The 12,159-nt window shown below is 38.0% G+C and carries 15 protein-coding genes and 1 riboswitch; of the genes, 9 read left to right on the top strand and 6 right to left on the bottom strand.

The genetic code is table 11. The features are described from left to right. Positions 1 to 45 precede the first annotated feature (45 nt). The 3 genes from AOC36_RS07500 (at position 46) to AOC36_RS07490 (ending at position 3,036) form a co-directional block, all read left to right on the top strand. A complete protein-coding gene (locus AOC36_RS07500; RefSeq protein ID WP_067632984.1) occupies positions 46 to 603 on the top strand; it encodes an NADPH-dependent FMN reductase in 558 nt (185 codons plus the stop codon). Positions 604 to 888: 285 nt separating this feature from the next. Then, a complete protein-coding gene (locus tag AOC36_RS12350) occupies positions 889 to 1,950 on the top strand; it encodes a hypothetical protein (RefSeq protein ID WP_067632981.1) in 1,062 nt (353 codons plus the stop codon). Between the two features lie 264 nt (positions 1,951 to 2,214). Continuing rightward, entirely contained in the window at positions 2,215 to 3,036 is an 822-nt protein-coding gene (locus AOC36_RS07490; RefSeq protein ID WP_067632980.1) for a hypothetical protein, read from the top strand. An 85-nt stretch (positions 3,037 to 3,121) separates the two neighbouring features. Here the strand turns inward: AOC36_RS07490 and AOC36_RS07485 are convergent, their stop codons facing one another. The 5 genes from AOC36_RS07485 to AOC36_RS07465 form a co-directional block, all read right to left on the bottom strand. Continuing rightward, positions 3,122 to 4,039, bottom strand: coding sequence for a hypothetical protein (locus tag AOC36_RS07485; RefSeq protein WP_067632978.1), 918 nt, complete (start codon positions 4,037 to 4,039; stop codon positions 3,122 to 3,124). Position 4,040: 1 nt separating this feature from the next. After that, entirely contained in the window at positions 4,041 to 4,397 is a 357-nt protein-coding gene (locus AOC36_RS07480) for a DUF2200 domain-containing protein (protein ID WP_067632977.1), read from the bottom strand. 120 nt (positions 4,398 to 4,517) lie between these two features. Next, positions 4,518 to 5,387 (bottom strand): DUF4097 family beta strand repeat-containing protein, encoded by an 870-nt coding sequence (locus AOC36_RS07475; protein WP_067632975.1) that lies wholly within the window; start codon positions 5,385 to 5,387, stop codon positions 4,518 to 4,520. 1 nt (position 5,388) lies between these two features. Continuing rightward, positions 5,389 to 6,258: a permease prefix domain 1-containing protein gene (locus AOC36_RS07470; RefSeq protein ID WP_067632973.1), complete on the bottom strand. Its 870-nt coding sequence runs from the start codon at positions 6,256 to 6,258 to the stop codon at positions 5,389 to 5,391. Continuing rightward, positions 6,248 to 6,592, bottom strand: coding sequence for a PadR family transcriptional regulator (locus AOC36_RS07465; RefSeq protein ID WP_067632971.1), 345 nt, complete (start codon positions 6,590 to 6,592; stop codon positions 6,248 to 6,250). The genes AOC36_RS07470 and AOC36_RS07465 overlap by 11 nt, the downstream gene beginning before the upstream one ends. Before the next feature lie 149 nt (positions 6,593 to 6,741). Then, positions 6,742 to 6,841, top strand: a riboswitch (purine riboswitch). Between the two features lie 82 nt (positions 6,842 to 6,923). Between AOC36_RS07465 and ade the strand changes: the two genes are divergently transcribed. From ade to AOC36_RS07440, 6 genes are all read left to right on the top strand, one after another. Further along, positions 6,924 to 8,660: an adenine deaminase gene (gene ade / locus AOC36_RS07460; RefSeq protein WP_067632969.1), complete on the top strand. Its 1,737-nt coding sequence runs from the start codon at positions 6,924 to 6,926 to the stop codon at positions 8,658 to 8,660. 51 nt (positions 8,661 to 8,711) lie between these two features. Next, complete coding sequence (locus tag AOC36_RS12345; protein ID WP_198401163.1) at positions 8,712 to 8,966, top strand: hypothetical protein; 255 nt, start codon at positions 8,712 to 8,714, stop codon at positions 8,964 to 8,966. A gap of 22 nt (positions 8,967 to 8,988) precedes the next feature. Next, entirely contained in the window at positions 8,989 to 9,288 is a 300-nt protein-coding gene (locus AOC36_RS07455; protein ID WP_067632967.1) for a Type 1 glutamine amidotransferase-like domain-containing protein, read from the top strand. Positions 9,289 to 9,470: 182 nt separating this feature from the next. After that, on the top strand, positions 9,471 to 10,166 hold the full coding sequence (locus AOC36_RS07450; protein ID WP_067632965.1) for a histidine phosphatase family protein: 696 nt from the start codon (positions 9,471 to 9,473) through the stop codon (positions 10,164 to 10,166). Between the two features lie 35 nt (positions 10,167 to 10,201). Continuing rightward, on the top strand, positions 10,202 to 10,552 hold the full coding sequence (locus tag AOC36_RS07445; protein ID WP_067632962.1) for a winged helix-turn-helix transcriptional regulator: 351 nt from the start codon (positions 10,202 to 10,204) through the stop codon (positions 10,550 to 10,552). 70 nt (positions 10,553 to 10,622) lie between these two features. After that, positions 10,623 to 11,219: an NADPH-dependent F420 reductase gene (locus AOC36_RS07440; protein ID WP_067632960.1), complete on the top strand. Its 597-nt coding sequence runs from the start codon at positions 10,623 to 10,625 to the stop codon at positions 11,217 to 11,219. Between the two features lie 188 nt (positions 11,220 to 11,407). Here AOC36_RS07440 and AOC36_RS07435 read toward each other — a convergent pair whose 3' ends face one another. After that, positions 11,408 to 12,052, bottom strand: a complete 645-nt coding sequence (locus AOC36_RS07435) for a TetR/AcrR family transcriptional regulator (RefSeq protein ID WP_067632958.1) — start codon at positions 12,050 to 12,052, stop codon at positions 11,408 to 11,410. Positions 12,053 to 12,159 lie beyond the last annotated feature (107 nt).

Raw genomic sequence — 12,159 nt, 5'->3', positions numbered from 1 at the left:
TGATACACTGTGATACTTCCATGACATCAGGAGGACGATTGTAGTATGTCAAAAAAATTAAAAGTAGCGGGGATTGCAGGAAGCTTAGGATCAAAAGCGATTTCTAAGAAATTTTTGAAGGAAGTCAAAAAATCATTTGGTGAAGATGTTGAGCTCACAGAAATCTTATACGCAGATATTCCAGTATATAATGCTGACATTGAATATCCAACACCCGCTTCTGTAAAACGTGTTCGTGATGAATTGAAGGAATACGATGCAATTGTAATTGCAATGCCAGAATATAACTTATCAATTCCAGGAAGCCTTAAAAACCTTCTTGATTGGTTATCACGACCAGAACAACCAGGTCAACCAAAACCCGTGCTTGATTATCCAATCTTAGTGTTTAGCTTCAGTGCAGGAATATCAGGGGGTATGGTTCCACAAGAACTTTTACGTTCATTATTAAGTTATTTAGGTGCAAGCGTCATGCCACAACCTCGTGCATCCTTTACCGGTGCATATAATTTACTAGATAAAGACGGAAATCTTGTTTTGGATGACACCAGTAAAGAATTCTTAGATCAAAGCGCAAAAGCATTTGTAGCCTTTGCACAATAACCTTGAAGAGTGAGCAATCACTCTTTTTTTGACTCAATCTAATTTTCAAGCGATGATTGCTTAAAAAGACACCTTGATTAACATAAACAAATCCAACGTCTATGCATTAAACGTATAATTATTTCAAGAACTTAGTGAAATAACATCACTTTAAGTAACTTATATACCAAGTTGCAAAATAGTGTGGAAATAATAGTTATTTTGGTTACCTTAGTGAAGATGATTATCAAATACGCATCACAAATCCCTCTATAATATCATTATAAATTTCTGTGGGAGGAAAATATGGGAAGAAACAAACAAAGATTATGGGGCGTTATTTTTGTGTTCATCTTTATTATGAATTGTATGCCAGTATCCGCAACTTCAGGCAAACTCAAGAGTGCAAGTATTGTATCGTGCAATGGATCAACCTATGGGAACCATGGCGATGGCCATTGGCATTATGCAGTAAAACATGATGCGGGGTGGTATCCAGATGGTGGAAGCTTAGGCTACGATAATCCATGTCAAACACAAAGCCAACCAAGCCAACCAAGTAAACAAGAAAGCACACCACAAAAAAGTACAACAAATACCGTTGACAATCAAGCTGCACAAAAACAAAAAGAAGCAGAACGCCTTGAAGCAGAGCGACTTGAAGCAGAACGCCTTGAAGCAGAGAGACTCGAGGCAGAACGCCTTGAAGCAGAGCGACTCGAAGCAGAACGCCTTGAGGAAGAACGCTTAAAAGCACAACGCATCGAAGAAGAAAAGATTCAAGCACAACTCAATGATGTGTCGTATGACGCAATATATATAGATCAAGTCAGAATCTCAGACGAATCGAACACGCTTTATCTTTTGAATGATCTAAACCTACGTGTTGATACCACTAATAGCAACGCTTCATTTATGTGGGAGTTTGAAAAAGATAAAGCATTGTTTAGTGAGAATGTAATTGTCATCACCATCACCTCGGAGAATAACAAGAAAAAGAAAACAGTGAAAATCCCGTGCTATTTTTTAGGATCACAAGAAGCACTTAATAACACTCCAAACATTGAGTTGAATCAAGAAAAGAATCCATTATCCAAAAATGAAAACAACATATTTGTCGGATATCCTAATGTTAACAGTCTAGAAATTGTCATAAATGGTCATCAAATCAAAACTGAGTCAATTACACTGGTTGATAAAGACAATAAGACATATGTTCGATTTGTTGTGAATGGGAAAGCCTATGATGTACAGTACGAAAAACCAAAAGTTTTAGGCCCTATTATGGGATTCTTAGGTGGAACCGCGGCATTGGGAGCGGGTGGATATTATATGATAAAACGAAAGAAAAAACATACAGCATCATAGATTATAAAAAGATAGGAACCGTGTTTTGATAAAATCACATCCTGTCTTTTTTTGTATTACTCAGTACATCGTTTTGATGTCATAGAACCATCATATAGTTAATGGAGAGTATCACCCTATCTGTTTAGGGCACCAAGACACAAAGGGTTACTTTATTTTTCTTTAGAGGAGAATTAGAGTGATAGTAAAGAAAAAAGTGAGTTGCTATAATGTGTTTGCAATTGAGGAAATGCAATCGCTCAGTTGAAGAAGAGGTGATAAATTATGTTTACAAATGGATTAAAATCAATATTGACAAAAGGAGTAATTGGAGTAGTAGCTGTAGGCGTACTAACATTCTCAGGTATAACATGGGATGGGCAAGAAGGAATCGATGGTGTTCGAGATACCGTAGAAAATCTTGTAAATAAGGTATATGGCTTAAATAATGATCGAAATCAACTCCTAGGACATATTGGACTGCTTAACAGTCAATATGCATCTTTAAATGCACGTTATACAGAGCTCTATGAGTTGAAACTTACTTTACTTGAAGAGAACTCAGAACTCGCAGCACAACTTGAGTTGACAATCGAAGAGTTACGTCGTGATCTTGAGTCTGTTAGGGCAGAACTTGAAATCGCAAACCAACAACTTGAAGCGGCAACTGAAGCAATTGAAGCTGGACAAGTAGAAATTAATCGACTTGAAGGCGAGCTTTCATCCGCAAATCAATCGGTTGACGCGTTGACTCGTGAAGTAGAAGAGCTTCTAAGACGCATTGAAGGCATTACACCAGGTGTTGATATTCCAGGGATTGGAGACTCTGATTCATCCGGTGAGGAGTCAATCTATGAGGCTGCACGTAATGCGCTCTTAGCTGCAAATATCCCAGGAATCACGGACAATGTCCTTGTATATATTGGAAGTGAAACAAGTTATAACATTCGTTTTAGAGTTGTGGATACAACAGGAGACCCCTTGTGGACGGATGACTGGGGAAATATCCAACAAGTCATTGATATCATTCGAACCGTGTATGGTGGGTCCAATGCATGGGCAATGTACCCAGAGAATGGTGCAGCGAGCATCTACGTTCAAAAGTAATTTTGATTATATATGAAGAGGATCACGAAAGGTCCTCTTTTTTAAATGAAAACACCCAATCTAAAGGATCAGATTGGGTGCGTCATTATAGTTTATCAAAGTTTCTTAAAAGACTTATATTTTCAATGCACATGTTCACAGCCCACCAGTTTTTACTGATTGCCCACTGTTCAGGATAGGCATCCCATTGCCAGGGGATATTCCAAGAGCCATCATCCTGTTGTGTATTCAAGATAAACTTACATTCGAAATCGATAATATCTTTGTTTTGAGGATAGAAAATACTATGCGGACACCGAATAAATTGTGATGGTTTTGTGATGTAAGCGACCCCCCATTGCGTTGTATCATGGGTGATGCTTTTTTGAACACTGGATAAAAGAATTGTTTTGAATGCTTCCATATCCACAAGACCAACAGTCTTTGACTCAATTAAGGACTCATAAAGGCGAATATAACACAAAAGGACATGCATTTCAGTTTCTTCATTGTTTTGGAACAGTGATTGTACGACTTCTATTGCGATCTCTTTTGCTTTTTGATAAAGACTGGAGTGTGGGTTAGCATATTTTAGAATAAAACCAACAAGAGCCGCAGTCGGATTTGCTGTATCATTGTTTGATCCATGATGATTATGCCACCATACAGCATGAGGATAGTCGTTATTTGTCTGAACCGTATTTGCCCAATAGTACCCGTCAAAGTCTTGTCCACTATCCAGATACATCAAGATGCCTTGAATGATGGGATGTGACCCATCATCAAAGTTAATTTCTCGAAGAATCTCTGCCGCAAGCCATGTTTGAATCGGTGTCGAATTTGGATTCCGTGAGTCTGGCTCTAAAGCATGCCCAAAACCCCCATCATCGTTTTGATAATGGGATAAGCCTTTGAGTACATGACTCAATGCACCATACTCAAAATGATAACGCCACCGTGCTATATCTAAAGGACGTGCATTACGATATACAAAGTCTTTCGTTTTCTCATAAGGTGTTATCATATTATGAACCTCTAAGGATCTTTTCCATTTTACGCCCTTTCGCAAGTTCATCTACAAGTTTATCCATGTAGCGTAAGTTTTGCATCAGGGGATCACTAATTTCTTCAACCCGAACACCACAGATTACCCCTGTGATCAGGTGCGCATTATCATTGATATGGGGTGCTTCATTAAAGAAGGTTTCAAAATCAACGCCTTCTTCAAGTTGACGATGGAGCGCGTCTTGACTATATCCCGTGAGCCAAGTGATTACTGTATCAAGTTCTTCACGCGTCCTCCCTTTCTTCTCTATTTTGGTAACATAAAGTGGGTAGACTTTATTCACTTCCATTTTATAGACACGTTGGTTGTTTCGCATAATGTGTTCTCCTTTTTGTTGGTTTCATTATAGCATAAGAAAAATTGATGTAGAAGTTTAATACATGGACCAATTTAATAAAAAAAGGTTGATGAAGGGAATCTTCATCAACCTTGAGTCTTAGCGTAATTCAACATCCCCACTGGTTGTCCGAATGCGTAGGTTGAGTGGGTTGTCTTGGGTTTGAGAACCAAAATGGTTTTCAATGTCTCCAGAAAGTGCACTTGCATCAACTCTGATCGGTGTTTGATCACGGTTAAACACAATATCCACATCCCCTGAAAGGGATTCAATGCTTGAGTCTTGTGTCATGGTAAAGCCTTCGATTTCAACATCTCCCGATGTTAATTGAAGATTCACACTTCCAATCAGATTCACAAGGTCAAGATCACCGCTGGTGCTACGAACCTTAAGCGCACCTTCAGTATTATTCATTGAAATATCACCAGATGTCACACTTACATCAATGGCGTTACTTACAAGAGAATTAATGAAGAGGTCTCCAGAAGTTGTATTGAGCGCAGTGTTTGTGGCAGTGAGTGCAGGGATCGTGATGTTACCACTAACGGTTGTAATTGACACCGTATCATACGCTTTGCTTGGAAGGGTAACTTCAAGACGTTGGTTCCAAGATCCCCATGAAAAGCCGATATTTCGTTCGCTGGGTTGTGAAACAGTCAAGATGCCTTGATCGTGTGTAATCGTAACAGGGCTAAAGTCTGTACCCCCATAATGGTTCACGACGATGTCATCGCTTGTTCCTTGAATAAAAGTAATATCAAGAGAATAAGCATTAATCATGATGGATTGAATCTCTGAGGCATCCAGGGATTCGCTGACTAAAAGTGTGGTCTCACGTCTTCCAAAGTTAAAGTTAAAGTTGAAATTAAAGGGGTCAGTATTCTTTACAAACCGAGTTGAAACCAGGCTGAGAATACTTAAGGATAAAAGTGCCATTAGGACGATCAGTAAGGTGTTTATTTTTTTCATATTAGTGTGCCTCCATGTCTAAGACGATTTTAAGAATTTGTACTCCTGCAGCTGCAATTAAGAATACAACCCAAGAAATACTATAGCCCCCTAAATTTGAGAAGAATAAAAGCACAGCAATCGTCCAAATTGTTGACGATGCAAGCTTAAAGACTTCCTTTTGAACTTGTTTTGGTGAAGTTTGTGCTCCTGCTTTTTCAAGGTCACGTACACGGTTGTAATACAGATACAAAGTCAAGAGTTGAGTAACACCGTAAGCTGCGATAAAGATGGTCCACCCAATACCCCATCCTGAAAGGATATTGCTGAAGAATAAGATTGCCGCAATCAGATAAATCAATCCGTTAATGTTTTTGATTTTACGTTTATCACGTGATGTGAAAAGGTGTATGTTATCGAGGTCATCATCCGCTTCGTCGTCTTCAACCTTCGTATCATCCTTTGCACCACCTGCAATAATTAACAGCGCAACACCGATCGCAACCATTCCAAATAAAGCAACAATTCCAAAGACTGCAAGTCGATCACTCATGCTACCCAATACAATGACTGGAATGGGTGAGAGGATAAAAAGAGAAACTGCGATGGCTTGAAACACCTTTGGATACATTTTACGTGTATTGATAATGTTAACTTCAACTTTTTGTTCTACTTTTGGATTATGTGTTTCAACAGCAATCAACTCATCAACATCCCCAATACTTGCGATGACTTTCTTATACGCTTGCTCATTGGACAATCCCTCTTGAATTAAGTCGTTATATTTTTCTGTGAGATTAAGGATGAGTTCTTCTTTTGTTTCTTGTAATGACTCAGTTTGTTTCAATTCCTTAAATAAGTCATTCACATATGCTTTTAGTTTATTTTCCATGATTTCCTCCTAGGTAGATTAATGAATCAATAATCTTTTTTGCTTCTTCCCAATCCTCGTGATTGCGTTCCAATGCTTTTCGTCCCACACTGGTAATCGTATAGTAACGTCGCCGTGCACCTGAATCTTGATCCCCCCAGTAAGACTGTATCAAGCCTTGATCTTCAAGACGTCGAAATGCACTATAGAGCGTTGCTTCTTTCAATTCATAATCTCCAGAAGTCAGTGTTTTCACACTTTTATTAATTTCATACCCATAACTGTCATCTTGCGCAAGATGTGCAAGAATAATTGTTTCGGTATGGCCTCTTAGTAAATCAGATGTTATTGACATAATAGGCTCCTTTTTATTTACCTATACTTTATACCACGGACATACTTCGCCTGTCAAGGTATCTTTAAAATTTAGTTACTTTTAATTTGTAGTTATATATTTCCAAGTATGTTTAGTCTCTTCATTGAAATGATTGATTGGTTTTGTTATAATATGCGAAAGTTTCACGTCGTATAGTCTTGGAAAGACGGTCCAAGCGTTTCTACCCGATTCCAATCTAATCGGACTACGGTGTGAAGTATTAAGGATCCACTTAGTACATCATACTGATGATAACGATGTATAACTTCATAGTAGTGAAAGAACATTCCGGTTCTTATGGAGGAAACCAATGACACACTTGGAGATGATACAAATTAAAGAAGCTGCTGCATTAAGAGCCCCTGTTGATTTATTAATAAAGAATGTAAGGGTCGTCAATACCTTAACCCAAGAAATACATGAAGCAAACCTTGGTATCAAGCATGGTTTAATTGTTAGCTTTGATGCGAAAGAAGGGGACGTGGTTGTTGATGGAAAAGGGCAGTATGTCGCACCACTTTTGATTGATTGTCATATGCATATTGAATCAACCTTGCTAACACCTAAAAAACTCAGCGACTTTTTAAGTGTACGTGGTGTAGGAACTGTTGCAGCAGATCCCCACGAAATTGCGAATGTTGCTGGAACAAAAGGCATCCAATATATCTTGGATTGTGTTGAAGACTTACCCTTAAATATTCGGGTGATGTTACCATCCTGTGTCCCTTCAACACAATTAGAAAACGCAGGTGCACTCTTAAACAGTGGAGACCTTAAACCCTTTTATGATCACCCTCATGTTGGAGGATTGGCAGAGGTCATGGATTACTTCGCAGTTTTAAATGATGATGATATGATTCAAAAGATTAAGGATTGTTTAGACCATGGAAAAGTAGTCGATGGCCATGGATCCATTCTCGATGAGAAAGGCTTTGATGTATTTGCAAGCCTAGGGATTCGAAACGATCACGAAACGGTAGATCAAAAGGGACTCCATGATCGCTTAAGACGGGGAATCTATACCTTTGTTCGTGAAGGAACGGTCACCGAAAACCTCAAAGAACTCCTTCCTGCAATCACCAAAGACAATTATAGACGCGTGTGCTTTTGTACTGATGATAAACACCCCGATCACTTAATGCGAGATGGGGGAATTGATGGGGTTCTTAGAATGGCCATTCGAGAAGGAATGGACCCAGTGATGGCATTAACCATCTGTACCCTTAATGGATATGAAAGCTATGACATTAAAGATGAAGGGGCTGTTGCACCAGGCTTTAAAGCAAACTTCTTCCTTTTTAATGATTTAAACGATATTCAAGCAAACGCCGTATATAAAAATGGAATCCTGATTGCCCTGGATGGTAAACAACTCAGCGAAAGCAAACCCGAAACACCCGTTCCTGATTCAATTCTAAACTCAATCAACATGGCACCATTTACCAAAGAAGACCTACAACTTCACATGGAAGGTCATACACATTTGAACCTTCTCGAAGTCAAAGCAGGGAATGTCATTACAGGACTTGCTGTTGAAGCGGTGGATATTATGGATGATTGTTTTGTTGCAAGTAAACCCAAAGACCATGCAAAACTTGCAGTGATTGAGCGTCACCATGCAACCGGAAATATCGGACTGTGTGGTGTAAAAGGCTTTGGTATGTTAACAGGAGCTATTGCGACCACCGTGGCACATGATAGTCATAACATCCTTGTGATTGGTATGAATGATGACGATATGATGCTTGCTGTTGAAACACTTAAAGACATGAAGGGTGGTTATGTCATTGTGAATCAAGGGGAAGTTATTGCATCCGTAACCCTACCAATTGGTGGATTGATTACCGATGAACCCCTTGAAGCCATTGTTGATAATCTCAACACATTGCATACTAAAGTCCATGCGATCATGAACCATGAAGACTTTAATCCACTGCTCATGCTTTCTTTTGTTGCATTATTGGTAATACCCGATATCAAGCTTTCAGACTTAGGACTGGTAGATGTGTATAAAGGTGAATTCATAAAACAACAAGTCACACTATAGTGGAAATGCTATGATCGTGTTAACATCAAATGGTTTAAGCTCACCCCTACATTGATATGCTGTGTAAAAGACTTTGTAAAAGCTCACAATCTACACTCAGCGCTTATCTGTGTCACCAGTGATCCACACTATAAAAAAGAACATAAACACCTAAATCGACTCATGTCTGAATTGCATGAATGTGGACTCAAAGTTTCATTATTTGACTTTGATACTGACGATTATTCAGTCATTGAAAACGTGGATCTCATCGAATTTATTGGTGGAAATCCATTTTTATCTCTTAGATCGACTTCGAACTTTTAGTGTCAAGCCACTTCTTAGGTCCATGCATCAAAACAATAAAGTAATTATTGGAATCAGTGCTGGAAGCTTTGTACTCCAACAAAACATTGATCTTGTGAATGTTTATACACCACAAATGAACACAGTGGCAATGGATCACTTTGAAGGAATGGGGTTGGTGGATGTTGAAATACTTCCCCATTTTTCAAAATATTGTAATCGCTTTGAAAATTTTGAACAACGCTGTGTTGACTATGAACGGTATAAAAACATTCACGTCATGAGAATTAATGATGGTGAAGGAGTACTGATTCGTGACAATAATATTGGTATCCGTATTTAAGACCCTGGTCACTCAGGGTTTTCTTTTTATGACAAAAGGATTTGTTTTTAAGTATCAAGATGAAATAAAAACCAAAGAAATACTTTAAATAGATAATACTTACTTTTAGTAAGTAACTTTACAAGAAAGTGCGTACTATACAATTTAGTTGGTTATGGTAGGCTTAATAAAGAGGTGAAATAATGAGTGGAAAAATTTATTTAGTGAGACATGGTCAAACAATGTTCAATCAACTTGGAAAGGTACAAGGGTGGGCAGATTCACCACTTACCCAAAGTGGGTTGGACGATGCACAAGCTTGTGGTATTGGACTCAGAGATATCACATTCATGCAGGCTTATTCGAGTGATTTGAAACGTGCTGAAGTGACACGTGATATCATTGTAAAAATGAATGGTAGTAAAAATATTGAGGTTTACGCGGATGAGCGCATCCGAGAAATGTGTTTTGGGGACTTTGAAGGACTCTTGGAGACAACGCGAAAAGAAGGATGTTCAAATGTATTATTGGGACATGTTGATATACCACAAATTCAATCAATGATTCAAAAACGTATCATTGGACCCAAAGATATGTTAAATGCTTCCTGCTCTTTGGATACTTCTGGCTATGCTGAAGACTATGACGCAGTGATGAAACGATCTAAATCTTTCATCGATGAACTAATCGAAATTATAAATACAAAGGGTGGAAATATCCTTGTGGTTACGCACGGTGTTACATTGTCCACCATAATTGATGCATATCCTGGTAAAAAGCTAAACCGTGTAGCGGATCTTAAAAATTGTTGTGTAACTGAAATCGCAGTTGATGAAGGGACTGTAGAAATCACAAACGTTGCATCGATGGAATATGTAAATAATGCGCGTGGTATATAAAGGAAATGTTATACTGTAATAAAGGAGTGAGATCAATGACTATATATGAAAAAGGACCCGTTTGTCCTGTTGCAACAACTGTAAATCTAATTGGAAGTAAGTGGAAGTTACTCATTCTACGTGAATTGTTGACCAAAACAATGCGTTTTAAAGAACTTGAACGTAACATTGAAGGCATCAGTCAAAAGATGTTGACTCAGGATTTAAGAAAACTTGAGCAAGATGGAATCGTGATTCGAACCGTCTATGCAGAAGTGCCACCTCGTGTTGAATATTCATTGAGTGAATTGGGTGAAACACTACGTCCAATTATACATGAATTAAGATCATGGGGACTTGATTATTTGGAGCTTGAGAAGACTCAAAACGTACCAAATAGTAAGTAACATAACAATAAAGTGCCTACTTTACAATCGTTTCTAAGGTATTAAAATGGATGTATAGGAGGACAAAGTTATGAAAAAAATAACAGTGTTAGGTGCTGGTCAAGCAGGCGGCGCATTGATTTTAAACCTAAAAGAAAAAGGTGTTGAAGTCACAGTTGGACTAAGAGAGCCATCAAAGTTTGAAGGAGCAGTTTCAATTAAAGAAGCCATTCAAGCTAATGACGTTGTGGTTCTTGCACTTCCTTATGATGCAGGATATGAAGTCGTTAAGACTTTCAAAGATGCATTAAATGGAAAAACGATTGTAGATATGATGAATCCTTTATTAGCCGATTTAAGCGGGTATAAAACATTTGACCAGAAATCAGGTGCTGAGCATCTTCAAGATATTTCAACCACGTTTAATGTTGTGGAAGCATTCAATCATTGCATCGCACCATCAATCGCACATCCTGATGGAAGTGTTCAATTCATTGTGGGACAAGATAAGGATGCAGTCGATAACATCCGTGATCTTGCAAATAAGCTTGGATTTGAAGCACACAGTATCTACGACTTATCAAAAGCACGTGAAATTGAAGGACTTGCATTCTTCTGGATTTATTTCACAATATTGGTGAAAGAAAATCCATTTATACAATTGAAAATAAAGGAAGACGGGAAATAACCGCCTTCTTTTATTTAAACTGGGTGTGTTCTGTGTATTCCCAAAAATTAACACAGGGAAGCATGACAAGAAAAGCGGCACACTATCAAAGACATAGATATACCGCCCTGTTTCTAAACATAACTAAAGATTCAAGTCACATTTTATACAAATCCAAAAAAAGTTACGATTGAAACATGCGACTAATATTAATTGTGAACCATTCCGCGTATAAATATAATGATGTTCTCACGGTATTCATAAACAAATCCTGGAGAAACAGAAATTATATTTGAATTGTCCTTCACCTCATAATTATGCGAATACGTATTAAAAGTCGTAAACAAAGCAGATCCAAAGTTCAGACAAAAACACAGGATATAGGTACAATCCTTGTCGCTTAGTTTTGGAAAGACACTACAAATCAAAGATTCAAGATCATGAAGGATCTGAAGCATTGCTTCCTTAAATTGCGCAAGCACTTCTTCACTTACTTGATCTTCAAACGCACCAGCAACCAATGTATACCATACTAAAGCATGGTGATGTTTCACAATTGTCTCGCACCACAAGGAGGCGAAAGTTTCAGCGTTTAATATTGTATACTGTTTAAAAATCGCGAACATATCATCATACAGTGATTGAAAGTCCTCAAGAAATATTGTGAGATAGATTTCCTCTTTAGTTTTAAAGTAATTATAAAGATTTATCCGCGAGAAAGAACACTTGTCACTGATCTTCTTAAGGGTGATCGTGCTGAAGTGATTCACTTCTAAAAGCTCGCGTGTCGCACTGGTAATTTCATGGATTCGAATGTCTTTCTGCTTTGCATTTCGTGCTCTTTGAAAATCCATAAATATCACATCCATTCATAATACTATGGTAAATGAAAACGCTTTTGAGTACAAGCAACAAACATTTAACATTTGAGGCTCAAAAGGTTTGATTATGAACAAAGTTG

This window comes from Erysipelothrix larvae, from assembly GCF_001545095.1.
In the GTDB taxonomy this organism is placed as follows: domain Bacteria; phylum Bacillota_I; class Bacilli_A; order Erysipelotrichales; family Erysipelotrichaceae; genus Erysipelothrix; species Erysipelothrix larvae.
The sequence above is the reverse complement of the archived record's forward strand: the minus strand, read 5'-3'. Positions and strand labels throughout refer to the sequence as shown.